General features: G+C 71.5%; 24 protein-coding genes and 1 riboswitch. Of the genes, 18 read left to right on the top strand and 6 right to left on the bottom strand.

Features of this window, described 5'->3' with window-relative positions:
* Positions 1-8 precede the first annotated feature (8 nt).
* The 8 genes from ACO229_RS21615 (at position 9) to ACO229_RS21580 (ending at position 7,635) form a co-directional block, all read left to right on the top strand.
* Positions 9-227: a hypothetical protein gene (locus ACO229_RS21615; RefSeq protein WP_397412287.1), complete on the top strand. Its 219-nt coding sequence runs from the start codon at positions 9-11 to the stop codon at positions 225-227.
* Between the two features lie 100 nt (positions 228-327).
* Complete coding sequence (locus tag ACO229_RS21610) at positions 328-1,176, top strand: hypothetical protein (protein WP_423462758.1); 849 nt, start codon at positions 328-330, stop codon at positions 1,174-1,176.
* Positions 1,177-1,381: 205 nt separating this feature from the next.
* On the top strand, positions 1,382-2,626 hold the full coding sequence (locus ACO229_RS21605; protein WP_397412291.1) for an extracellular solute-binding protein: 1,245 nt from the start codon (positions 1,382-1,384) through the stop codon (positions 2,624-2,626).
* Positions 2,627-2,639: 13 nt separating this feature from the next.
* Positions 2,640-3,515, top strand: a complete 876-nt coding sequence (locus ACO229_RS21600) for a carbohydrate ABC transporter permease (protein WP_397412292.1) — start codon at positions 2,640-2,642, stop codon at positions 3,513-3,515.
* A complete protein-coding gene (locus tag ACO229_RS21595) occupies positions 3,515-4,435 on the top strand; it encodes a carbohydrate ABC transporter permease (protein ID WP_397412294.1) in 921 nt (306 codons plus the stop codon). Before ACO229_RS21600 ends, ACO229_RS21595 begins: the two co-directional genes overlap by 1 nt.
* Positions 4,436-4,528: 93 nt before the next feature.
* Positions 4,529-4,634, top strand: a riboswitch (SAM riboswitch).
* 4 nt (positions 4,635-4,638) lie between these two features.
* Positions 4,639-5,583, top strand: a complete 945-nt coding sequence (locus ACO229_RS21590) for a methylenetetrahydrofolate reductase (RefSeq protein ID WP_397429284.1) — start codon at positions 4,639-4,641, stop codon at positions 5,581-5,583.
* Between the two features lie 170 nt (positions 5,584-5,753).
* Positions 5,754-6,209 (top strand): Hsp20/alpha crystallin family protein, encoded by a 456-nt coding sequence (locus ACO229_RS21585; RefSeq protein WP_423462757.1) that lies wholly within the window; start codon positions 5,754-5,756, stop codon positions 6,207-6,209.
* A gap of 187 nt (positions 6,210-6,396) precedes the next feature.
* A complete protein-coding gene (locus ACO229_RS21580) occupies positions 6,397-7,635 on the top strand; it encodes an N-acetylmuramoyl-L-alanine amidase (RefSeq protein ID WP_423462756.1) in 1,239 nt (412 codons plus the stop codon).
* Between the two features lie 73 nt (positions 7,636-7,708).
* Here the strand turns inward: ACO229_RS21580 and ACO229_RS21575 are convergent, their stop codons facing one another.
* From ACO229_RS21575 to ACO229_RS21565, 3 genes are all read right to left on the bottom strand, one after another.
* A complete protein-coding gene (locus ACO229_RS21575) occupies positions 7,709-8,350 on the bottom strand; it encodes a lysophospholipid acyltransferase family protein (RefSeq protein ID WP_397412302.1) in 642 nt (213 codons plus the stop codon).
* Between the two features lie 137 nt (positions 8,351-8,487).
* Positions 8,488-10,353 (bottom strand): glycoside hydrolase family 2 protein, encoded by a 1,866-nt coding sequence (locus tag ACO229_RS21570; protein ID WP_397429287.1) that lies wholly within the window; start codon positions 10,351-10,353, stop codon positions 8,488-8,490.
* 118 nt (positions 10,354-10,471) lie between these two features.
* A complete protein-coding gene (locus tag ACO229_RS21565; protein WP_397412306.1) occupies positions 10,472-11,509 on the bottom strand; it encodes a LacI family DNA-binding transcriptional regulator in 1,038 nt (345 codons plus the stop codon).
* A 191-nt stretch (positions 11,510-11,700) separates the two neighbouring features.
* On the opposite strand from ACO229_RS21565, the gene ACO229_RS21560 reads away from it, so the two are divergent.
* The 4 genes from ACO229_RS21560 to ACO229_RS21545 are packed head-to-tail and all read left to right on the top strand — an operon-like array spanning position 11,701 to position 15,989.
* Positions 11,701-13,014: an extracellular solute-binding protein gene (locus ACO229_RS21560; RefSeq protein ID WP_397429288.1), complete on the top strand. Its 1,314-nt coding sequence runs from the start codon at positions 11,701-11,703 to the stop codon at positions 13,012-13,014.
* Between the two features lie 17 nt (positions 13,015-13,031).
* Positions 13,032-14,000 (top strand): carbohydrate ABC transporter permease, encoded by a 969-nt coding sequence (locus ACO229_RS21555; RefSeq protein WP_397412310.1) that lies wholly within the window; start codon positions 13,032-13,034, stop codon positions 13,998-14,000.
* A gap of 1 nt (position 14,001) precedes the next feature.
* The gene (locus ACO229_RS21550) at positions 14,002-14,913 is read left to right on the top strand and encodes a carbohydrate ABC transporter permease (protein WP_397429289.1); all 912 of its coding nucleotides are present in this window, start codon (positions 14,002-14,004) and stop codon (positions 14,911-14,913) included.
* 17 nt (positions 14,914-14,930) lie between these two features.
* A complete protein-coding gene (locus ACO229_RS21545; RefSeq protein ID WP_423462755.1) occupies positions 14,931-15,989 on the top strand; it encodes an App1 family protein in 1,059 nt (352 codons plus the stop codon).
* Positions 15,990-16,009: 20 nt separating this feature from the next.
* Here the strand turns inward: ACO229_RS21545 and ACO229_RS21540 are convergent, their stop codons facing one another.
* Positions 16,010-17,251: an NYN domain-containing protein gene (locus ACO229_RS21540; protein WP_423462754.1), complete on the bottom strand. Its 1,242-nt coding sequence runs from the start codon at positions 17,249-17,251 to the stop codon at positions 16,010-16,012.
* A gap of 160 nt (positions 17,252-17,411) precedes the next feature.
* On the opposite strand from ACO229_RS21540, the gene ACO229_RS21535 reads away from it, so the two are divergent.
* Positions 17,412-18,020 carry a TetR family transcriptional regulator gene (locus tag ACO229_RS21535; protein ID WP_397412318.1) on the top strand — a complete coding sequence of 203 codons (609 nt, stop codon included), beginning with the start codon at positions 17,412-17,414 and terminating at the stop codon, positions 18,018-18,020.
* A 47-nt stretch (positions 18,021-18,067) separates the two neighbouring features.
* On the top strand, positions 18,068-18,940 hold the full coding sequence (locus ACO229_RS21530) for an LLM class F420-dependent oxidoreductase (protein WP_423462753.1): 873 nt from the start codon (positions 18,068-18,070) through the stop codon (positions 18,938-18,940).
* A gap of 18 nt (positions 18,941-18,958) precedes the next feature.
* Here ACO229_RS21530 and ACO229_RS21525 read toward each other — a convergent pair whose 3' ends face one another.
* Together ACO229_RS21525 and ACO229_RS21520 are read right to left on the bottom strand one after the other, a co-directional pair.
* The gene (locus tag ACO229_RS21525) at positions 18,959-19,573 is read right to left on the bottom strand and encodes a DNA-3-methyladenine glycosylase I (protein WP_397429293.1); all 615 of its coding nucleotides are present in this window, start codon (positions 19,571-19,573) and stop codon (positions 18,959-18,961) included.
* A 119-nt stretch (positions 19,574-19,692) separates the two neighbouring features.
* Positions 19,693-20,571, bottom strand: coding sequence for a TetR/AcrR family transcriptional regulator (locus ACO229_RS21520; RefSeq protein WP_423462752.1), 879 nt, complete (start codon positions 20,569-20,571; stop codon positions 19,693-19,695).
* Between the two features lie 120 nt (positions 20,572-20,691).
* On the opposite strand from ACO229_RS21520, the gene ACO229_RS21515 reads away from it, so the two are divergent.
* From ACO229_RS21515 to ACO229_RS21500, 4 genes are read left to right on the top strand one after another with little or no spacing between them, the layout of a single operon-like run.
* Positions 20,692-21,660, top strand: a complete 969-nt coding sequence (locus ACO229_RS21515; RefSeq protein WP_423462751.1) for an ATP-binding cassette domain-containing protein — start codon at positions 20,692-20,694, stop codon at positions 21,658-21,660.
* Positions 21,657-22,424 carry an ABC transporter permease gene (locus ACO229_RS21510; RefSeq protein ID WP_423462750.1) on the top strand — a complete coding sequence of 256 codons (768 nt, stop codon included), beginning with the start codon at positions 21,657-21,659 and terminating at the stop codon, positions 22,422-22,424. Before ACO229_RS21515 ends, ACO229_RS21510 begins: the two co-directional genes overlap by 4 nt.
* Before the next feature lie 59 nt (positions 22,425-22,483).
* Positions 22,484-23,203: a DUF2306 domain-containing protein gene (locus ACO229_RS21505; protein ID WP_423462749.1), complete on the top strand. Its 720-nt coding sequence runs from the start codon at positions 22,484-22,486 to the stop codon at positions 23,201-23,203.
* 31 nt (positions 23,204-23,234) lie between these two features.
* Entirely contained in the window at positions 23,235-23,852 is a 618-nt protein-coding gene (locus ACO229_RS21500; RefSeq protein WP_423462748.1) for a DinB family protein, read from the top strand.
* The last annotated feature ends 151 nt before the right edge of the window (positions 23,853-24,003 follow it).

Genomic DNA, 24,003 nt, shown 5'->3' with positions numbered 1-24,003 from the left:
TTGCCCTCATGAGCAACTTCGAGGTGGCCCGCAGGCAGAAGCAGGAGCCCACGGCGACGCTGGTGGTGCGGTTCGTGGCGTGCTTCGCCCTGTTCCTGGGTGGGTTCGCGCTGATGGCCGTCGGTTCGATCGGTGACTCGGCGTCGTCGCCGTATCTGTTCGTGGGCGGCATCCTGGCCGTCGGGCTCTCGTTCGGGCTGCCGATGATCGGCGCCACGGAGCGCTGAGCCTCAACGTTCCGGTTCTCCCGTCCGTACCGGGTGGTGAGGCCTGACGGCGAGTGATTGCTCGTCGGGACAGGCTCCCTCGACGGACGGGAGAACCGAGATGTCTCAGTACCACCCCACCACGTGGCGCCAGGGCCTGACGGCGTTGGTCGCCGCGGTCGTGCTGCTCGTCACGGCCCTCGTGGTCGCCCCTGCCGCCCAGGCGGCGCTGCCGCTCGTCGATGCGAGCGAACGCGACGGCACGGTCGTCACGACCCGGATGACCGCCGCCGGAGCCACGATCGCCGGCAACGCGGCCACCGACAGGATCGAGCCCGTCACGTTCTGGTACGAGCTCGACCTGCGCTGGACCGGCGGCGAGCTGCGGTCGTTCGACGGCGAGGTGACGCTCCAGGGCGTCGGCGCCACGCACGTGCGCCGCTACCCGGTCACCCTCGACGCCGACGGCGACCGGTTCGCGAAGATCCGTCTGCCCAACCGCGTCACCCCCGGCTTCTACGCCGTCGGGATCGAGTACACGGCGGCCGTCGAGCGGCCCGACGGGAAGCTCGTGCTGCACCACGTCGAGGTCGACCGGGCGAAGAAGATCTCGGTCCGGCGCGACGTGCGCTTCCAGGGTGAGATCACCAACCCCAGGGCCACGGACGGGCGGCCTTCGCGGATCACGGGGCAGTTCCAGTGGCTGCGCATCAGCGGCGACGGGGACCTCTCGTGGAGCCCGGTGCGGAACACCACGGTGCGGCTCTACCGCGACCCGGACGGCATCTTCGAGGACGAGCGCGAGCCGGTGTTCGTGCGAACGCTCACCGCGGGTCCGGGCGGGAACATCTCGACGGTGGTGCCGGCACGGGAGGGGGCCTGGCAGCTGCGGTACGCGGGCAACGACTGGACGGTCCCGCGGTACGGCGTGATCCTCCAGGGCCGCAGCGGTGGAGGCTGCGGCTGCTGACCGGATCGGCGGCGTCGTCGTCGGGCGGGCGTCGTCGAAGGGGCCGCAGCCGCGTGCTGCGGCCCTTTTCGCTGCCCGCGGTGCACCCCGCGACGGCTTGATGACCGGTGTGTCACCCGGAGGTCACAGGTTTGTTAGAACCATTGACAGATTACGCGGCCTAGTGAAAACGTGACCTGCACCACCACGAAGGAGAGGGAAGGTCATGGCCCAGTACAAGAGGCTCGGCGGGATCATGGCGATCACGCTGGCCACGGCAACGGGACTCACAGCCTGTGGATTCGGCGGGTCGTCCGGGGAGGAGAGCGGCGGTGCAACGACGCTCGACCTGCTCGTCCCCAGCTACTCCGACGCCACCCAGGGCCTCTGGAACGACGTGATCGCCGGGTTCGAGGAAGAGAACCCGGACATCAAGGTCAACCTCCAGGTGGAGTCCTGGGACAACCTCGAGTCCGTCATCGCCACCAAGATCCAGGGCGGCGACGCACCCGACATCTACAACGGCGGCCCCTTCGCGGGCTTCGCCGAGGACGAGCTGCTGTACCCGGTCGAGGAGGTCACCTCCGAGGAGACCTACGCCGACTTCCAGCCCACGTTCCTCGAGAACGCACAGGTCGGCGGCACCACGTACGGTCTGCCGTTCATCGCGTCGGCCCGTGCGCTCTTCGTCAACGACGCGCTCCTGGAGGAGGCCGGCGCCGAGGTGCCGACCACCTGGGACGAGCTGCTCGAGTCGGCCAAGAAGGTCTCCGAGCTCGGGGGCGGTGTGGCCGGCTACGGCATGCCGCTCGGTTCCGAGGAGGCCCAGGCCGAGGCGGCCGTCTGGCTGTGGGGCGGCGGCGGCTCGTTCGGCGACGCCGAGCAGATCACGATCGACACGCCCGAGAACCTCCCGGGCGCCGAGTTCGTCAAGACGATGATCGACGAGGGCGCCACGCAGGCCGACGCCGGTGCGACCGACCGCAGCCCGCTGTTCGACATCTTCGTGCAGGGCAAGATCGGCATGCAGGTGGGCCTGCCGCCGAGCGTCGGGCAGATCGAGTCCGACAACCCGGACCTGGAGTACTCGATCCACCCCATCCCCACCGAGGACGGCTCGCCGTTCACGCTGGGCGTGGCGGACCACCTCATGGCGTTCCAGAACGACGGCGACAAGCAGGAGGCCATCACCGCCTTCTTCGACTACTTCTACACCGCCGACGTCTACGTGCCGTGGGTCCAGGCCGAGGGCTTCCTGCCCACCACGGTGTCCGGCTCGGAGGAGCTCGCCGACGAGGAGGCGCTCGCGCCGTTCCTCGAGGTGCTGCCCGACGCGCAGTTCTACCCGACCACCAACCCCGACTGGAACGCCGCGGACTCCGCGTTCAAGGCGCTCTTCGGCCAGCTCGACAGCACCAAGTCCGCCAAGGACGTCCTGGCCGAGATCCAGGCGCAGGTCGACGCGGGCTGATCGGAAGATAGTCGTGAAGGACCTCGTGAAGGCCCTGCCGTGGATCGGGCCCGCGGTCGCACTCATCGCGGCCGTGGTCCTGTTCCCGGTGGGCCTGATGTTCTGGAACTCGACCCGTGACATCAGCCAGAGCGGTGTCGACGGCGGCGGAGTGGGCCTCGGCAACTTCGCGACCGTGGTCGGCTTCCAGTACTTCTGGCCGATCCTCGGGCGCACCGTGGTGTGGGTGGTGGTGGTCGTCGCGTTCACCCTGCTCGGGTCGCTGGCGATCGCGGCCCTGCTGAACAAGGCGTTCCCGGGCCGCCGGCTGGTGCGCATGGCCGTCATCGTGCCGTGGGCCTCCAGCGTGGTCATGACCACGCTGGTGGTGCACTACGGGCTCGAGCCGTACTTCGGCATCATCAACTCGTTCCTCGTGGACGTGGGGCTGATCAGCACGCCGGAGGGCTACGGCTGGACCCGGCACCCGGGCACGGCCTTCGCATGGGCCATGGCGGTGGCGGTGTTCGTGTCGCTGCCGTTCACGACGTACACGATCCTGGCCGGCCTGCAGACGGTGCCCGGCGAGACCGTCGAGGCCGCGCGGATCGACGGCGCCGGCGGGCTGCGCACCTACTTCAGCGTGGTGCTGCCGCAGCTGCGGGGTGCCATCTCGGTGGCGGTGCTGATCAACATCATCAACGTGTTCAACTCGCTGCCCATCCTGCGCGTCATGACCGGGTCCATCCCCGGGTACGACGCCGACACCGTGATGACCATGATCTTCAAGTACATGCAGAACCAGCGGCAGATCGACCTGGCGAGCGCGCTGTCCGTCATCGCGTTCCTCGTGGTCATCGGCATCGTGGCCGTCTACGTGCGGGTCGTGCGCCCGCTGGAGGAGGTCTGATGGCGGCGCTCACGGAGACGGCCACGACACGGCGTGCGGCCACCCCGCCGCCGTCCGGAGGGCGGCGGGTGCGCAAGTACACCGCCGACCAGGTGCCGCTCGGGTCGTTGCTGCTGCGGATGCTGGCCGGGCTCGTGGTGCTGACGGTGTTCCTGCTGCCGTACCTCATCATGTTCTTCGGCTCGGTGAAGACCAAGGCGGAGATCCGGTCGGTCGACCCGACCTACTTCCCCACGGAGTGGCACTGGGAGAACTACGCCACGATGTGGTCGACGCCCGAGACGCCGCTGCTGCAGAACCTGATCTCCACCCTGGTGATCTCGTTGTGCGCCACGCTGCTGGTGCTCGCGGTGGCACTGCCCGCGTCCTACTACACGGCGCGGTTCCGCTTCCCCGGGCGGCTCGTGTTCCTGTTCCTCGTGATCGTGACCCAGATGGTGCAGCCCGCGGTGCTGACGTCGGGCCTGTTCCGGCAGTTCATCACGTGGGGGATCCTCGACACCTGGGCCGCCATGATCCTGGTGAACGCGGCGTTCAACCTGTCGTTCGCCGTCTGGATCATGCACAGCTTCTTCGCGGGCATCCCGAAGGAGGTGGACGAGGCGGCGCAGCTCGACGGCGCGGGCACCTTCGCCGTGCTGACCAGGATCAACCTGCCGCTCGTCTGGCCGGGGATCGTGACGGCCGTGGTGTTCACGTTCGTCGCGTCCTGGAACGAGTTCGCGGCCTCGCTCGTGCTGCTCACCACGGCGGGCAACCAGCCGCTGTCCGTGGCGCTGACCAAGTTCGTGGGTCAGTACGAGACGTCGTGGCACTACGTGTTCGGCGTCTCCGTCGTGGCGATCGTGCCCGTGGTGATCCTGTTCATGATCATCGAGAAGCGCCTGGTGGGCGGCCTGGTGGCCGGTTCCGTGAAGTAGCGGGCGGCCCGGTCCACGCGGGGTGGACCGGGCCGTCTCGCCCGTCGGACGAATTCTGTCCCACTGCTGGACGACCGCTTAGCATGGTGGCGAACCCCATCCAGAGCGGTCGAGAGTCCTGGCTCCCTGACACCGCAGCAACCTGCCGACCCGCCGCGGTGCGAGGGAGGCAAGGTGCTCACGCCAGGTTCGATGGAGCAGCCATGGTCGCCGAGGTACCCACGCACCGCCCCACCGTCTCGTTCGAGCTGATGCCGCCGCGCCGGCCGGAGGCGGCCCCCAACTTCTGGGAGACGGCCGAGCGGCTGGTGGGCGCGCGGCCGGACTTCGTGTCCGTCACGTACGGTGCGGGCGGGGGCGACCGGGCGACGTCGCGCGAGGTGCTCGCCACGCTGCTGCGGGGTACGCCTGTGCTGCCGGTGGCCCACCTGACCTGCGTGGGCGCGTCCCGGGAGGACGTCTCCGAGGTGATCGAGGAGTTCCTCGAGGCCGGGGTCCGCTCGTTCCTGGCCCTGCGCGGCGACCCGCCGCGCGACGAGCCCGACTGGGTGCCGCCGTCGGACGGCGTGCGGTCCAGCGTCGACCTGGTCCGGCTGCTGCGCCAGGTCGACGAGCGCCGCTGCGCCGCGGACGCCAGCGCCGCGCTGCGCTCGGCCGCCCGCCCGCTGGCGATCGCCGTGGCGACGTTCCCGGACGGCAACCCGGGTGCGGGCACCACGCGCGAGCAGGAGGTGCGGCGGCTCCTGGAGAAGCAGGAGGCGGGTGCGAGCTTCGCGATCACGCAGTTCTTCTACCGTGCCGACTCCTACACCGGGTTCGTCGACGCGGCCCGCGCGGCCGGCGTCACCATCCCGATCCTGGCCGGTCTGCTGCCCACCACGGAGGCGCGCCGGCTGCGCCGCGTCGAGGAGCTCACGGGCGTGGCCGCGCCGTCGGGCCTGCTGCGGGACCTCGACCGGCTCACGGCACCGGACGGCTCCGTCGATGCCGAGGCCCAGCACGAGCACGGCGTGCGCTACTCGGCGGCGCTCGCGCGCGAGGTGCTCGACGCCGGGGCGCCGGGCCTGCACGTGTACACCTTCAACAAGCACCGTCCGGCCCTGGACCTCCTGGACCGCGTGGGGCTGACGGGCCGCGCTGCCGCCTGAGGGCGCCGTGCGACCCGCCGTTCCGGTCGCCGCGACACGACCGGACAGGGCTTGGCACTCTCGGGGTGAGAGTGCCAGAATTGGGCTGTAGCCAGGCGGCGGTCCAGGCCGTCGCCGATCGCGCGGCCCTGGAAGGGCCAGGGCCGCATCGTCGTAGGAGGTGGTGCGCGATGGCTACCTACTGGGACCCGTTCCAGGAGATGGACCGGCTGTTCAGCTCGTTCGCGAGCAACGCCCGACAGTCCGGCGCCATGCCGATGGACCTCTTCCGCACGGGTGACCACTACGTCCTGTCGATGGATCTGCCCGGCGTCGACCCCGGCACCATCGACGTCTCGGTCGAGGACCGCACCCTCACCGTGCGGGCCGAACGCACCCAGCGGTCCGACGCCGACGCGCAGTGGCTGGTGCGCGAGCGGTCCACGGGCACGTTCGCCCGGCAGCTCACGGTCGGCCGCGGCCTCGCGCTCGACAGGATCTCGGCCTCGTACGCCGACGGCGTGCTCTCCCTGACGATCCCCGTGAGCGAGGACGCGAAGCCGCGCAAGATCGAGGTGGCGCACGCGGCCGGCTCGACGATCATCGGCCAGGGTTCGTCCGAGAGCCACCAGACGATCGAGTCCTGAGAGCCCCGACCCGGGCGCCGGGACACGCCGGTCCCCTCCACACCGGCGTGCTCCCGGCGCCCGGTCGGCGCGCGGCCTATAGCGTGCGCTGATGTACCGGATGTGATGTATCGGGGAGCTGTGCGGTCGGCCGATACTACGGATGAAATCGGCACGTTCCAGCGCGACCGACCCGTGGAGGCAACCCGTGCACGACCACGTCCCCAGCTCCACCGATCACCATGACCACGACCACGCCGCACTCGACCGGCGTGACCTGCTGCGCGGCGCCGTCGTGCTCGGCATCGGCGCCGCGGGCGCGACCGTGGCCGCAGCCGCCCCGGCCGCCGCGGCGCCCCTGTCCGGCGGGTCGGCGCCCCTGTCCGGCGGGGCGGCGGCCGTCCGGTCCGGCGACGCCCCGCCGTCCCTGGCGCCCGACCCCGACGCCCCGGCCGACGCGCCCGCAGGAGCACTGGCGGGTGTCGAGGTCGCCGCGCCGACCATCGCGAGCTGCGCCACCTGGGGCGCGGCGGCGGCCCGGGGCACCATCGACACCGTCTCGACCAACCCGAACAAGATCCTGATCCACCACACCGCGTCGGCCAACGTCACCGACTACTCGCAGGCCGCCGGGTACCAGATCGCCCGGGACATCCAGCAGTGGCACTTCTCCAACGGCTGGGTGGACACCGGGCAGCACCTCACGGTGAGCCGCGGCGGGTACGTGATGGAGGGCCGGCACGGCTCGCTGTCCCGGCTGCAGAACGGCAGCGGCATGGTGGTGGGTGCGCACGCCCCCGGCCAGAACAGCCAGGCGATCGGCATCGAGAACCAGGGCACCTACACCAGCGCGACGCCGCCCGCGCAGCTCTGGAGCCGGCTGGTGGAGCTGTGCGCGTACATCTGCGACCAGTACGGGATCGCGCCCACCCAGATCTACGGGCACCGGGACTACACGGCCACGGCCTGCCCGGGGGACGTCCTCTACTCGATGCTGCCGCAGCTCCGTTCCGAGGTGGCCGCGGCGCTGTCCGGCACGAGCTGGTCCGTGATCGTCGACAACACGTCCGCGGGCTTCTCCGCGGGCTCCTCGTGGCTCACGTCCTCGTTCTCGGGCGAGCGGTACGGCGCCGACTACCGCTATGCGACGCCGGCCGAGGTGAGCGACCTCGCGACGTTCTCGGCGACCATCCCGTCGAACGGCTCCTACCGGGTCGAGGCCTGGTTCCCCGGTATCGCCGGGTACAACACGTCGACGCCGTTCATCGTCTACACCGGCACCGGGTCCTCGACCGTCCGCGTGGACCAGTCCACGGGCGGCGGCGCCTGGCTCTCGCTCGGCACCTACGCGATGACGGCGGGCACCCGCACGGTCGTCGCCGTCAGCCGCTGGACCCAGGGCACGGCATACGTGGTCGCGGACGCGATCCGGATCACCCGCCTCTGACCCCGCACGTGTCAGGCCCGCGGGTCACCCAGGTGACCCGCGGGCCGGACGCATTCGGGAGCCACGTGGCAGCTCAGTCCGCGCGCTCCTGGCCGCTCATCGCCTGGATCGACTGCATGACCTGTTCCGTCAGCTCGCGCCGGGCCTGCGCGGGCTTGGTGCCGGCTGCGATCTGGCGGGACGGGTCGATCGGCGGCCCGAAGTGCACCTCGACGCGCGCCAGGCGCGGCATCTTGCCGATGGGCTTGACCTTGTCGGTGCCCAGCAGCGCCACGGGGACGACGGGCGCCTTGCCGGTCAGGGCCAGCCAGGCGACGCCCGTGTGCCCCTTGTGCAGCTTGCCGTCACGGGAGCGCGTGCCCTCGGGGTAGATGCCGAAGGCGCCGCCACGCTGGAGCACGGCCAGCGCGTCCTCGAGCGAACGCTGCCCGGCGCGCGGGTCGTCGCGCTGCACGGGGATGTCGCCCATCTTGGTGAAGAACCAGCGGGAGAACCGGCCCTTGATGCCCTTGCCGGTCCAGTACTCGGCCTTGGCCAGGAAGGCCACGTGGCGCGGCGCCATGATCGGGATCAGCAACGAGTCGATGAACGACAGGTGGTTGCTCGCGAGGATCACGGCGCCCTGCTTCGGGATGTTGTGCAGGCCGGTGACGCGCGGGCGCAGAAGCACGAGCACGAGCAGCGAGAGGATCAGCTTGAGGAACCGGTACGTCACCGGCCTATTGTGCACCTCTCAAGCGCCTCTGTGGACGAGGTGATATGTGGTGAAAAAGACTAAAGAGAACTGCAAGGTGCCGTGTCAGACATGCAGGTCACCCGGCTGACCTGCATGTCTGACACGTGGCGGAGGGTTCAGTCCGTCGGCTTCTCGAAGGCCGCCGGACGCACCTGCACGGCGCGCACGCGGTCCACGTCGAGCTTCACGCTGCGGTCGAACCGGTAGATGCCGTTCTCCTCCTGGAACACGTCGGTGAGCTGCGTGTAGCAGTAGCCGAACATGAGCGGGTCGTCCAGCAGCGCGTCCGTCAGGCCCGCGAACCGGGTGTGGAACTCCTCCTCGTCCGCGACGCGCTGGCCGTAGCCCCACGAGTCGGGCGAGCTGCCCGAGGCGCTCGCCGCCGTCTCCGGGTTCCACCAGATGCCGCCGTACTCGCTGACGAAGTAGGGCTGGCCGTTGTACGGCTGGGAGATCGGCGTGCCGTTGTCCCGCTCGTTCCCGTAGGGCTTGCCGTCCGCCAGCCCGCCCACCAGCTCCGTGAACTTCGCCGGGTCCTGCTCGTACAGGTGCGAGTCCCAGACGTCGGTCTCCGGCACGCGGTGCGCGTAGCCGCTGGCGTCCAGCACCGGCCGCGACGGGTCGGCGGCCTTGGTCGCGAGCCACATGCTGCGGGTCACGTCGTCGAGCTGCGTGATCCGGTCGTGCAGGTCCTGGTGCGTCTCGTTCAGCGGGCACCAGCCGATGATCGCCGGGTGCGAGTAGTCGCGCTGCAGCGCCTCCAGCCACTCGGCCACGTACGACGTCGTGGGCCGCTGACCGTCCTGCGGCGTGCCGTAGCCGCTGACGCCCCAGTCGCCGAACTCGCCCCACACCAGGTACCCGAGACGGTCGGCGTGGAACAGGTAGCGCTCCTCGAAGACCTTCTGGTGCAGGCGGGCCCCGTTGAACCCGGCCTCCAGACCCAGCTCGATGTCGCGCGCGAGGGCCTCGTCGGACGGCGCCGTCATGAGCGACTCCGGCCAGTAGCCCTGGTCCAGCACCAGGCGCTGGAACACGTGCTCGCCGTTGATCCGGATGGCGTGCCCGTCGATCGAGACGGAGCGCAGTCCGCCGTAGGACCGCACCGAGTCCACGACGGCGCCCGACGCGTCACGCAGCTCGACGTCGATGCCGTACAGGTGCGGGTCCTCCGGACCCCAGGTGCGCACCCGGTCCGCGGGGATCACGACGCGCAGCGCCGGGGCCAGGTCGAGGTCGGCGCGCGCGGTGGCGCTCGCGACCTCGCCGTCGGCATCGGTCACCGTCACGGCCACCGTGTGCCCGCGTCGGTTCGCCGACAGCGGCACGACGACGTCGAACGCCGAGCTCGACAGGTCCGGCGTGATCCGCGGGCGGCGCAGGTGCGTGGCGGGCACCGGCTCCAGCCACACGGTCTGCCAGATGCCCGTGGTGCGCGTGTAGTTGCACTCGAAGTTCGCGTAGCGGTTGCTCTGCTTGCCGCGGGCCTGCGGCCCGTGCCGCGTGTCCCGCGCCCGCACGACGACGGTGACCGTGTCGCCCGGGCTCGCGACGCCGTGCAGGTCGGCCGTGAACGGGGTGAACCCGCCGCGGTGCCGCACCACCTCGGTGCCGTCGACCCAGACGGTCGTGTCGTGGTCGACCGCGCCGAAGTGCAGCAGCACGTGCGGGTCGTCGCCCACGGCGGCCCACTCGGCGGGAACCGTGACCTCGCGGCGGTACCAGACCGCCTCCAGGAAGTCGGTGTTCTCGATGCCGGAGAGCTGCGACTCCGGGGCGAAGGGCACGGTGATCTCGTCCCGCAGCGGCTGCTCGACGAGACCCCGCTCGAGCCCGGAGTCGCCCGGGTCGATCTCGAACTGCCAGGTGCCGTTGAGGTTGAGCCAGCGGTCGCGGGCCATCTGCGGGCGGGGGTACTCGGGACGCGGGACGGCGGTGGGTGTCGCCGCGCCGGCGGGCGAGAAGCGGTCGAGGAAGGTCATCAGCTGCTCCATTGCGTCTACGACAGGTGCGCGGCGATTCAACACGCCTTCGCGAAAGAATGCAACGTTGTATCAACCTGGGATCGCGCCGACGACCCGCACACCCCGCCCCACCACGTCACACGCGGCTGCTCTCCCGGACCAGCAGGCGGTGCGGCACGAGCGCGTCGACCGGCTCGACGGAGGGCTTCTCGACCTGGGCGAGGATGCGGTCCACGGCGGTCTCCGCGATGGCCCGCAGGTCCGGCGCCACGGTGGTCAGGGACGGGTTCGAGAACCGGCCGTCCTCGGTGTTGTCCCAGCCCGTCACGGCCAGGTCGGCGGGCACGCGGACGCCGTTGAGCCGCAGGACGTGCAGGGCGCCCAGCGCCAGCTCGTCGTTGGCGCAGACCAGCCCGTCGATCTGGTCGATCCGCGGCAGCACCGCCTCCACCGTCGCAGCCCCCGAGGGCCGGGAGAACTGGTCGACCTGGAGCACCCAGCGCTCGTCCACGTCGACCCCGGCGGCGGCGTGGGCGTCGACAAAACCCTGGACGCGCTGCGCACCGGTGCGGCCGGCGCCGCGCGGCTCGGCGCCGAGGAACCCCAGCCGGTGCCGTCCGGCCTCCAGCAGGTGCGCCGTGACCTGCGCGGCCGCGGCCACGTTGTCGATGCTCACGTGGTCCGTGCGGCGTTCGCGCGACGGGTCGGGATCGGCGCGCTCACCGAGCAGCACGAGCGGCACCGGGCCCCGGACCTCGTCGATCTCGGCCGGGGTGAGCTCCAGCGGGGAGAAGATGATGCCGTCGATCGCCTGCACGTCGAAGCCGCGCGCCACCTCCAGCTCGGTGTCCCGCGAGGAGCGCGTCTCCTCGATGAGCACCCGGTACCCGCGGGCGCCCGCGACGTCGATCAGCTCGTGCGCCAGCACCGAGAAGTAGGGGGCGTGCACCCACGGCACGGCGAGGGCGAGCGTGTTGGTGCGGCCGCGCCGGAGCTGGCGACCGGCCAGGTTGGGCCGGTAGCCGAGGTCCGCGATCACCGCCTCCACCCGGGCCCTGGTGGCCTCGCCCACCCGGCCCGTGCCGTTGACCACGTTGGACACGGTCTTCCAGGAGACCCCCGCGGCAGCGGCGACCTCCTTGATGCCTACCCGACGGCCTGTTCGTTCCGACAACCCTTCACTTCCTTCCGCCCCTTCGCCCCTTGACGGGACGCGCAGCCTAGTCCATCGTGATCCAACGTTGGAGCGCAACGTTGCACCATGGGAGGTCGATGATGACCGTGTTTCGAGGACGCGGCAGCGCAGGGCAAGGAAGCCCCGCGCCCGGGTCGAGTGCCCGCCTTCGCGCGGGCAGTTCTGCAGGAATGAGCCGGCGCGACCTGCTCAAGGCGGCCCTCGTGGGCGCCGGAGGCGTCGCGCTGGGCGGCACGCTCGCCGGGTGTGCCACACCCAGCGCCGCGGGCGCGGGCAAGACCGCGGTGATGATCTGGGACCTCTTCTCGGGCGGTGACGGCGCGCTCATGCAGGAGATGGTCGGCACCGTCGCGGCGGCCAACCCGGACATCGCCGTCCAGTCGACCACCCTCGCCTGGGGGCCGCCCTACTACACCAAGCTCGCCATGGCCTCGTCCGGCGGACGTCCGCCGGAGGCCGCCGTCATGCACATGTCACGGCTCGCCGGGTATGCGCCCGGCGGGCTGCTCGAACCGTTCGACCTCGACGCGCTGGCGGAGCTCGGGATCACCGAGGCCGACTTCGCGCCGGCGGTGTGGGAGAAGGCGCAGTACGACGGGCAGCTCTACGCCCTGCCGCTCGACACCCACCCGTACATCATGTTCAACAACCCGGCGATCATCGCGGACGCGGGCCTCGCCACGGCGGACGGTCTGCTCGACCTCGATGCCGTGGCGGGCGCGGACAACTTCCTCGACGCAGGCCGCGCGATGGCCGAGGTGACCGGCGAGACCGGCGTCGGCTGGGGCTACCAGCGTGACCCCGCCGGCTGCTGGCGCATGTTCTGGGGCCTCTACTCCCAGAACGGCGGCGAGTACGAGCTGACGCCGGGCCGCCCCGCGGCGCTCGACGAGGAGGCCGCCGCCGAGGTCTTCGAGTTCCTCCAGGCGATGGTGGACGGCGAGGTCGCCGCCAAGAACCAGGACGGCAACGCAGCGTCCGCACGGTTCATGTCGAACCGCACCGGCGCGATGTTCGCCGGCGAGTGGGACCTGCCGATGTTCCGCGACGCGAACCCCGACGTCGGTGCCACGCAGTTCCCGGCGATCTTCGACACCCCCGCCAACTACGCCGACTCCCACTCGTTCGTGCTGCCCAAGCAGGGCACGCCCGACCCCGCCGCCCGGGAGGCCACCTACCGGGTGCTCGCCGGGATCCTGAAGGAGGGGCTGACCTGGGCCTCCGCCGGACACATCCCGGCGTACCAGCCCATCGTCGCCGAGCCCGCCTACCAGGAGCTCACGCCGCAGCGCGACTACGCGCCCGCGGCCGAGGTCGCCGTCTTCGACCCCGACGCCTGGTTCACCGGCGGTGGGAGCGACTTCCAGACCCGCATGGCCGACGCCATGACCGACACCCTGGCCGGCGTGGCCCCGCCGCGCACCGCCGTGACCCGGATGCTGAGCGAGATGGACCGCTTCCTCGCCCTGCCCAACCCCGCCTGATCGAGAGGACGACGACGATGACTGTCTCGAACGCCAGCGTCACCGCTGTCCCCGGCCGGGCGGCGTCCGGCCGGCGGACCTCTGCGGACCGGGCCCGTGCGGCCACCGGTCCGACCAGCAAGTCCCTGCGTGAGCGGGACCGTTCCGGCTACCTGTTCGTCGCGCCGTTCGCCGTGGCGACGGGGCTCTTCCTGGTGCTGCCGACGCTCTACGGCCTGTGGATGAGCTTCACGAACCAGAGCCTCACCGGCACCGGCAGCGAGTTCATCGGGTTCGCCAACTACGCCGAGGCCTTCAGCGACCCGCAGGTCTGGCAGACGCTCTGGCACACCGTGTGGTTCACGATCCTCAGCACCGTGCCGCTCGTGCTGGTGGCGCTCGTCATGGCGCTGCTCGTGCACACCGGCCTGCCGGGGCAGTGGGTGTGGCGCATGTCGTTCTTCGCGCCGTACCTGCTGACCAGCGCCGTCGTGTGGCACCTGAGCAACTGGATGTTCCAGCCCGACATCGGCCTGCTCGACACCTGGGTCGCCGCGATCGGCCTGGAGCCCATCGGCTGGCTCACCGACGAGAACGTCGCGATGTTCTCCATCGCCGGGGTCACCGTGTGGTGGACCGTGGGCTTCAACTTCCTGCTCTACCTGGCCGCCCTGCAGGGCATCCCCCAGCAGCAGTACGAGGCGGCCACCATCGACGGCGCGGGCGGCTGGCGTCGCCTGTTCTCCATCACGCTGCCGCAGCTGCGCACCATCACCGGCGTCATCCTGGTGCTCCAGCTGCTCGCCTCGCTCAAGGTGTTCGACCAGATCTACATGCTGACCGCGGGCGGTCCGAACGGCAGCACGCGGCCGATCCTCGAGTACATCTACGACACGGGATTCACGAACTACCGGCTCGGCTACGCCTCCGCGATCTCGTACGTCTTCTTCGCCCTGATCCTCGTGTTCACGCTGGTGCGGCTCCTGCCGACCCGGAAGGAGGCCTGACATGGCCGTCGCCGACATGGCCGTCGCCCGCCGGGCGAAGGCACAGCAGACCCGTGCCGAGAACCGGGCGCTCACCCGGCTGACGATCGGCCCCTCGCCCTGGGCCCGTGCCGGAGCGATCGCCGCGCTCGTGGTCATCGCCGCGGCGTGGCTCGTCCCGATCGTGTGGGGTGCGATCACGAGCTTCAAGCACGAGGCGGAGGCAGCGCTGCCCGCCTCGCTGCTGCCGACGATGGGCTGGACCGTCGAGGCCTACCAGAAGGTGCTCGGCAACAGCGACCTGCCGCTGTGGATGTGGAACAGCCTGGTCGTCGCCGTGCTCGTCACCGCGCTGACCGTGCTGATCTCGGCGATGGCGGCCTTCGCCTTCTCGCAGACGGTCTTCAAGGGCCGGGCGCTCATGCAGTGGCTCACGCTCGCGGCGATCATGATGCCCGGGCAGATCCTCATCGTGCCGCTGTTCCGGGAGATGCAGGTGCTCGGGCTCGTGGACACGTTCGCGGGCATCGTGCTGCCGCAGGTGGTGGCACCCGTCATGGTCTTCATCCTCAAGCGCTTCTTCGACGCCATACCGCAGGAGCTGCTCGACGCCGCCCGCATCGACGGCGCGAACTCCTGGCGGCTGTTCTGGACCATCGTGCTGCCGCTGTCGCGGTCGATCCTCGTGGCCGTGGCGATCTTCGTGTTCATCGGCGCGTGGAACAACTTCCTGTGGCCGTTCATCGTCACGACCGACCCGCAGTTCATGACCCTGCCGGTGGGTCTGTCCACCGTCAAGGACGCCTACGGCGTGCAGTACGCGCAGAACATGGCGTCCGCGATGATCGCGGCGCTGCCGCTGCTCGTGGTGTTCATGCTGTTCCAGCGGCGCATCGTGCAGGGCGTCGCGACGACGGGCATGGGCGGGCAGTAGTACGCCAGAATCGGGGCGTGGCCACCCCGACCCCGCATCCCTCGCAGCGCCTGCACCTCGCCGCGGTGGTGGAGGACCGCCTCTACGCCGCGGCGGGGTGGCTGCTCGGCCACCTCGGCTGGCGGCCCCGGCTGGAGACGTACACCGGGTACGGCACGCCGGACCGGGTGCGGGTGCTCGCGCGCGTGCTGCTCGCACCGCGCGGGCACGCAGGCCCGGAACGGGAGCGGGCCCGCGCCGCCCGGCGCGGGTTCCGCCACTTCCTGACCGTCCCGGCCCCGCACCGGACCGTCGTGCTGCGGCTCGGGGACAACATGTCGGAGATCGTCAGCGACAGGGCCGGCTACGTCGACGTCGAGCTGCCCGTCACCGGGCCGCTGTCCGCCGGTAGCCGCACCGCGGTGCTGGAGTGCCCGGACGGTCCCGGACCCGTGCGGGCCGAGGCCGAGATCCTGGTGCTCGGCGACGACGTCCGGTTCGGCGTGGTGAGCGACATGGACGACACGACCATGGTGACCGCGGTGCCGCGCCCGCTGCTCGCCGCCTGGAACACGTTCGTGCGGCACGCCAGCGCGCGCCGCGCGGTGCCGGGTATGGCCGAGCTGTACCGGACCGTGCGCGAGGCGCACCCGGACGCGACCTTCTTCTACCTCTCCACCGGCGCCTGGAACACCGCCGGCACGCTGCGGGCCTTCCTCGCCCGGCACGGGTACCCGGCCGGGCCGCTGCTGCTCACCGACTGGGGGCCGACCCTGACCGGCTGGTTCCGGAGCGGCCCCGCGCACAAGGAGGCGAGCCTCGACCTGCTGATGTCCTGGTTCCCGCAGGTGCGCTGGCTGCTGGTCGGCGACGACGGGCAGCGTGACCCCGAGATCTACGACCGGGTCGTGCGGCGGTGGCCCGGCCGGGTACGAGCCGTCGCGATCCGGCAGCTCACCGGAGGCGAGCAGGTGCTCGCCGGGAACGCGCCGAGCAGTGGTGAGAGCCCTACCGGCGGCGAGCCGGTCCCGACCGTCGCCGGGCGGGACGGCGTCGAGCTCGCGCGGAGGCTGGGCGAGGTGCCGGGGGTGCTCTGAGCGCCTCCGGCTCAGGCTCGTCAGGCGGTGACCAGGTAGTCGTCGGCGTCGTCGTCCCAGGCCAGCGAGACCGTGCCTGCCGTCTCCGCCGCCTTCGCGAACTGGAGGAACCCGCGGAAGCCGAGCGCCTTCTCGGAGAAGTCGGGGCGCCGCTTGCGCACCGCGTTCTTCAGGCCGGACAGGGCGGCGGAGCCGTTGGCCTCCTGCACGACGTCGCGCAGCAGCGCGAACGCGGCGTCCGTGTCGCCCTGCTCCGGCAGCGACACCTCCGGGTCGCCGGCCGACGGGCCCGCGGCGAGCTCGACGAACCCGCGGTCCGCGAGGAACCGCAGGAACTCGCCGAACGTGCGGAAACCGTAGTCCGACTCGCTGAACGTCGGGTCCTTGCGCAGCAGGGTGCGCTTCAGGGCGGAGGCCGTCACGGCCCCGCTCGTGGAGGACTGCAGGTCGGCCAGGGTCTGCGCGACGCGCACCTCCATGGGCACGTCGTCCTCCGGCTCGGGCACGTCGGCCTCCGCCTCCGGCGCGGCCTCGACCGGCGCCGGTGCGGGCTCCGCCTTCTTGCGCCGCCGGGTGGCGGGCCTGGCCTCGGGCTCGGGCGCCGTCTCCGGGGCGGTGGTCTCGGCGACCGCCTCGGCCACGGCTTCCGCCACGGCCTCGGCCGCCTTGGTGCGCCGCGAGGTCGACGGTGCCTTCTGCGTGCCGGACCGCTCGGTCGTAGCGGGGGCCTTGCGCGCTCGCGAGCCGCGCTTGGGGGCCGGGGCACCCTGGTCCTCGTCGGGCACCTCGACGCCCTCGAGGCGGTCGTAGAAGAGGAACTCGTCGCACGCCGCCGGCAGCAGGCGCGACGTCGACTTCTCGACGCCGACACCGATGACGCGCTTGTTCAGCTCGCGCAGCTTGTGGACGAGCGGGGAGAAGTCGCTGTCGCCCGTGCACATGACGAACGTGGAGATGTAGTCGCGCTCGAAGGCCATCTCGATGGCGTCGACCACCATCTTGATGTCGGCGGCGTTCTTGCGGGAGGCGCCCATCCGCTGCGTCATCTCGATGAGCTCGACCTGGTGCCGCGTCAGCATGCGCCGGTCCTCGTCGAAGTACGACCAGTCCGCGTAGGCCCGCCGTGCCACCACGCGCCCGCGCACGGCGAGGGCGTCGGCGATCGGTCCGAAGTCGAACTGCATCCCGCCCAGGTGTTCCCGGGCGCCCAGCGCCAGGTTCTCGTAGTCGATGAAGACTGCCAGGCGTTCCTCGAGGTCCATGTCCGCCACTCTAGGGGGTTTCGTCCACCGGGAGCTGACGGCGGGCCGGCCCGCCGCCGCCGGAGGCGCTCCGCATGCAGAAATCGGTGAGCGGGTGAAACGTTGTCGCGGGACCCTGTTTCGCCCGCACCGTGACGTGTCCGTTACCTAGGATCGGTACATGGCCGAGACGACCGTGGCGCGTGAGGACCCGATCTCCAGCCGGAGCCGGATCATCGCGGCTGCGGCACGGCTCACGTGCGCCGACGGCTGGTCGAAGGTGACGATGGGCCGCCTCGCCACCGAGGCCGGGGTGAGCCGGCAGACCGTCTACAACGCGGTGGGCAGCCGGGAGGACCTCGCGGAGGCCATGGTGCTGACGGAGTCGGCCAAGTTCATCGTCCAGATCGCCGAGGGATTCGACGAGCACCCGGACTCCTTGCTGTCGGCCATCCGCGCGGTCCTGGAGAAGACGCTGCTCCTCGCCGAGGGGAACGCTCTGCTGCGTGCCGTGGTCTCCGCGACGCACGGGGCCGACACCGAGCTGCTGCCGCTGCTGACCACTCACGCGGAGTCGCTGCTCGGCACGGTCAAGGTCGTGGTGCAGGACAGGGTGGACCAGTACGAGGTCGACCTGGAGCCGGAGCGGGTCGCGGCGGTCATCGACCTCGTGGTGCGGTCGGCGTTGAGCCATGTCATGCAGCCGTCCGGGACTCCGCGCGAGACCGCCGAGCAGATCACCTGGGTCGTGGCCCAGGTCACGGGGCGCCGGGCCGGCACCGTCGCCTGATGGCCGGTCCCGCTTGACGCCGCCGGGCGGCGGAGGAGGATCGAGGCATGCGAATCGGCACACACTTCATGCGCTTCGACTCCATGGACCCCGCCGGCCTGCGCACCGAGCTGGCGGACGCCGCCCGGTACGCCGACGACGGCGGCGTCGCGTGGATCTCCGTGATGGACCACTACTTCCAGATGGAGCACCAGGGCTTCCCGGCGTCGGACCCGATGCTGGAGGCCTACACGACGCTCGGCTACCTGGCCGGTGTGACCGAGAAGGTCCAGCTCGGCGCCCTGGTCACGGGCGTGACTTACCGCTACCCGGGCCCGCTGGCCAAGATCGTGGCGTCGCTCGACGTGGTCTCGGGCGGACGGGCGACCTTCGGCATCGGCGCGGCCTGGTACGACAAGGAGCACGCGGCGCTTGGAGTGCCGTTCCCGCCGGTCCGGGAGCGTTTCGAGATGCTCGAGGAGACGGTCCGGATCGCGCGCCAGATGTACGACCCGGACAACGACGGCCCCTTCGAGGGCAAGCACTACCGGCTCGCCGAGACGCTGTGCTCGCCCCAGCCGCTGTCGAAGCCCGAGATCATGATCGGCGGTTCCGGCGAGAAGAAGACCCTCCGGCTGGTGGCGCAGTACGCGGACGCGTGCAACCTCTTCGCCGAGACGCCGGAGCGGCTGCGCCACCTGCTCGACGTGCTGCACCGGCACTGCGACGACGTCGGCCGCGACCCGGCCGACATCCGCGTGACGATGCTGCACCGCGGTGCCCCGATCGGTCCCGGTGACACCGCGGCGTTCGTCGAGGAGATGCGCGGGTTCTCCGGGAACGGGGTCGACACCGTGATCCTGCGGCCGCCCGCCACGTCGCTCGCCGCCTGGGTCCGCGACGCGGTGCTCCCGGTCGTCGAACCGTGCGCCGAGCTGTGACGACCGGCCGACCCGCCCCTACCCGGTCGTGGTGACGCGGCCGAGCACCACGGGGCACGTGGCCAGGTGGTCGTCCACCAGGCCGCAGGCCTGCATCGCCGCGTAGGCCGTGGTGGGCCCGATGAACCGGAAGCCCTCCTTCTTCAGGGCCTTGCTCAGGGCCTTCGACTCGTCGGTCGACGCCGGTACCTCGCCGAAGGTGGCGGCCCGGCGGCGGTCCGCCGGTGCGGGGGCGAAGGACCAGAACAGCTCGTCCAGCGTGCGGCCCGAGTCGTGCAGGGCCACGACGGCGCGCGCGTTGTCGATCGTCGCCTCGATCTTCATCCGGTTGCGGATGATACGGCTGTCGGCGAGCAGCCGTTCGACGTCGTCCGTGCCGAACGCGGCCACCCGTTCCGGGTCGAAGTCCGCGAACACCTCCCGGAACGCGGGTCGCTTGCGCAGCACGGTGATCCACGAGAGCCCGGACTGGAACCCCTCCAGCGCGATCCGTTCCAGCAGGGCGGACTCCCCGTGCACGGGGACACCCCACTCGGTGTCGTGGTACGTCTCGTAGAGCGGGTCGCCGTCGCCGAAGCAGCGCACCGCCACGGTGGTCTCCGGCCCGGTGCCGGTCAGCTGGTCACTTGTCACGGCACCACTCTGACGTACGCCACTGACACTCCGCGGGCTCAGGGCACCTGCCTGTGCACGACGTCCGAAATCCGCCGCCTGTGGACGCGCTCGCCGCGGCCTGTCGCCTCGGGGCGGCCTCACCCGTCGGCGGGGAGCGCGCCGCGCCGTCGCAGGTACGCCTCGATGCCGTCGAGCAGCACGGTGATCCCGAACGAGATGTCGTCGTCGGTCGGCGCGCTCGCCCCGGACGTGCTCGTCCCGGACGCGGTCGGTGCCGCGAACGCCGCGAGCAGGTGCGGATAGGTCGCCGGGTCGGCGAACCGGACGAGCATCGCGTCGAACCCGGCGTAGGGGTCGGCCGCCGCGATCGCCGCCGGGTCCAGGTCGGACTCCGGGGTGTCGTCGGGCAGGCCGGCGGCGTGCCGGGCCTGCCGCACGGCGGCCCGGCGGGACTCCACGTGCACCCGTGCCTCGCCCAGGACGTGCTGTGCGAGCAGGCCCACGACGGCGAGCTTCTCGTCCGCGGGCAGGTCGACCGCGCTGAGCACGCCGAACGCCTGGTCCATCCAGCGCAGGCGGTTGGGCCCGGGCAGGACGGCGGACAGCGGCAGCTCCAGCATCCACGGCCGGGCCAGGCTGACGTCGATCTGGGCGCGGGTCCAGGCCTCCAGCCCGGCGCGCCAGCCGTCGTCCTTCGGGATGTCCGGCAGGTCGGCGGCCACGGCGTCTGCCATGAGGACCAGCAGCTCGTCCTTGTCGGACACGTGCCGGTACAGCGCCATGGGCGTGTAGCCGACGGCCTCCGCGATGCGCGCCATCGAGACGGCGGCGAGCCCCTCGGCGTCGGCCAGCTCCATCGCGGCGCGCACGATCCGCGCCGTCGACAGGGCGGGCCGGGGCCCGCGCCGCCGTGGTGCCGGTGCGCCCCAGAGGCGGCGCAGGACGGCGGGCGGCTCGTCCGCCGGGCCGGCACCGCGCGGCGGTTCGGTGGGTTCGGGCGTGCTGTCGGTGCTCATCGGTTCCCATCCTGCCTCGATCGGACCGCGGACCCGGGACGAAACTCTCTTGACCGCATACTGTTTACGCCACACACTAAAACGCGTAGGACATAAACAGTAACTGTCGAGAGGAAGACCATGGCTGCCATCGTCACCGCGGAAGGGCTGCGCAAGTCCTTCGCCCGGCGCGGGTCCGCGAGCCCGCCCGTGCTGGACGGGCTCGACCTGGAGCTCGGGGAGGGCGAGGTCCTCGCGCTGCTCGGCCCCAACGGCGCGGGCAAGACCACCACCGTCCGCATCCTGTCCACGCTGCTGCGCCCCGACGCCGGCCGCGCGACCGTCGGCGGGTACGACGTCGTGCGGGACGCACGGCGGGTCCGCGAGATCATCAGCCTCACCGGTCAGCAGGCCGCCGTCGACGACAAGCTGTCCGGGGCGGAGAACCTCACGATGATGGGGAACCTCGCCCACCTGCCGCGCCGGGTCGTGCGCGACCGGGTCGACGAGCTGCTGACCGCGTTCGACCTCACCGCCGCCGCCGGTCGCCGGGTCGGCACCTGGTCGGGCGGTATGCGACGGCGCCTCGACCTGGCGTCGGGCCTGTTGACCAGGCCCCGGATCATGTTCCTCGACGAGCCCACCACGGGCCTCGACCCGCGGTCGCGGCTCGCCCTGTGGGACGTCGTCCGCGGCGTGGTGGCCGACGGCACCAGCGTCTTCCTCACCACGCAGTACCTGGAGGAGGCCGACCGGCTCGCCCGGCGCGTGGCGCTCGTCGACGGCGGCCGCGTGGTCGCCGAGGGCGGTCCCGCCCGGCTCAAGCGCGAGGTCGGTGAGGCCGGCGTCGAGCTCGTCCTCGCCTCCGCGCCCGACGCCGCCCGCGTCGCCGCCGGGCTGGCCTCCGCCACGGTCGACGGCGCCCGGGTGCGCGTGCCGACCGACGGTTCCGTGGGACACGTGCGGTCGGTGCTGGCCGCGGTCGAGGCGACCGGCGTCACGCCCGAGCACTGGGAGGTGCGGGCGCCGAGCCTCGACGACGTCTTCCTGGCGCTGACCGGGCACACCGGTCGGGCGCGCCCGGCGAGCTCGGCGGGGGTGGCGGCATGACGTACCTGCTCAGAGACGTCTCGACGATGACCGTCCGCGGGCTGCGGCTCGTCTCGCGGGACGTGGACGCCATGATCACCGCGGTCGTGCTGCCGGTGGTCATCCTGCTGATGTTCGTGCTCGTCTTCGGCGGCGCGGTGGACATCGGCACCGAGTACATCAACTACGTGACCCCGGGCGTGATCCTGCTGGCGGCCGGGTTCGGTGCCGCCAACACGGCGATGGCGGTCGAGCGGGACATGTCCGGCGGCATGGTGGAGCGGCTCCGGTCGATGCCGGTCACGGCCTGGACGGTCCTGTCGGGGCACGTGGTCGCGAGCCTGGCGAAGAACCTCGTCACCACCGCGATCGTGTTCGGCGTCTCGATCCTGCTGGGGTTCCGGCCCGAGGCCTCCCCGCTGGGATGGCTCGCCGCCGTCGGCATGATCCTGCTGTTCGTCGGCTGGATCACGTGGCTCGCCGCCCTGGTGGGGGTGCTGGTCCGCTCGCCCGACGCCGCGGGTGGGTTCTCCTTCGCCGTGATGTTCCTGCCGTACGTGTCGAGCGCGTTCGTGCCCGTCGACACGTTGCCCCGCTGGTTGCGCGGGTTCGCCGAGCACCAGCCGGTGACGCCCGTGATCGAGACGGTGCGCGGCCTGCTCGCGGGCGACGCCGCGAGCGTGACCGGACCGGGCGGCGCGGCGGTCCTCGCCGTCGTCTGGTGCGCCGGCCTCGGGCTCCTGTTCGCGGTGGCGGCCGGCCTGGCGTTCCGGGCCCGGCGCTGACCCCCCTCCCTCCGACCCCGACCGGGCGTGCGCCCGGTCCCGGCGAAAGCAGGTACGACATGACAACGACGACGTCCGCACCGCCCGCCCCGGCCCGCGCCGCCCGGCAGGTCCGCTGGTGGCGCCGCCCCTGGATCGCGCCGCTCGCGATCGTCACGGGCCTGTTCCTGGTGACGGCGCTGCCGCGGTACGTCGGGCTGGACCCGGCCCGTTCCCTGGTGCCCACCGACCGCGGTCCCGCGTTCTACCCCGCCCTCGTGACGCACATCTTCGCGGGGTCGGTCATGCTCACCGCCGCGGTGCTGCAGCTCTGGCCCTGGCTGCGCGCCCGGCACCCGCGGGTGCACCGCTGGAGCGGCCGCACCTACGTGGTCGCGGCGGTGGTGACCGGGGTGGCGGCGCTGGTCACCGCACAGTTCCCGAGCGCAGGCGCGGGACAGCAGGTGGCGAACACGTTCCTGGCGGTGCTGCTGCTGACGTTCACCCTGCTCGGGTTCCGGGCGGTTCGGCAGCGGCGGTTCGGCGACCACCGCGAGTGGATGGTCCGCAGCACCGCGCTGGCGTTCTCGATCGTGACGAACCGGTTCTGGGGTCCCGCGCTCATCATGATCTACGTCCCGGGGGCCTGGACCGACCCCGAGGTCGGCTTCGGCGCACCGGAGATCGAGGGCGCTGCGGTCGCGTCCGCGTGGGTGTCGTGGGTCGTCAACCTGCTGTTCGCGGAGTGGTGGCTGCACCGCAGGCCGCGGAAGCGGGCCCGGGTGCCCCGGACCCGGTGAGAGTGTCAGTGGCTCGGTCCAGACTGTCCGCATGACACAGACGACGGACGACCCGGCCGCTGCGGAGCTTGAGCAGAAGCAGATCCTGAAGAAGTACCTCCAGGAGACGCGTGAGGCCCTCGTGTGGAAGCTCGAGGGCCTCACCGAGAAGCAGGCACGCTGGCCGCTGGTGCCATCGGGCAACAACCTCCTCGGCATCGTCAAGCACTGCGCCAACATCGAGATCGGCTACTTCGGGTCGTGCTTCGGGCGGGAGTGGCCCGACCCGGCGGAGCTCGTCTCCGAGGCGGTTCTCGAGGAGGACCCCCAGGCGGACTGGTACGCGACGGCCGACGAGTCGGTCGCCTCCGTCGTGGACCTCTACCGGCGCGCCTGGGTGTTCTGCGACGAGACCATCGACACCCTGCCGCTCTCCGCGCCGGGGCACGTGCCGTGGTGGCGGGCCGGGGACGTGACGCTGTTCCGCCTGATCGTGCACGTCACCGACGAGATCGCCCGGCACGCCGGCCACGCCGACATCCTCCGGGAGCTGACCGACGAGTCGGTGGGCCTCTACGCGGACAACACCAACATCCCCGACCTGGGGGCGGGCGGGTCCGCGGCGTACGTCGAGAAGCTCAAGAAGCTCGCCGAGCAGGCGGGCGACTAGCGCTCGCGTCCCGGATTCGCCAAACTTCGGCCATGCCCATCGACCCGGAGTCGCCCGAACCTGCCGCGCCGTCGCACGAACCGTCGGCCGGGGACGCTCCGACGGCCGAACCGGATGTATCTCCGCAGGTGGCGACGCCTGGCGAGCCTGT

It is taken from the genome of Promicromonospora sp. MS192 (assembly GCF_049532985.1).
In the GTDB taxonomy this organism is placed as follows: domain Bacteria; phylum Actinomycetota; class Actinomycetes; order Actinomycetales; family Cellulomonadaceae; genus Promicromonospora.
This window is presented reverse-complemented; position numbering and strand designations above follow the sequence as displayed.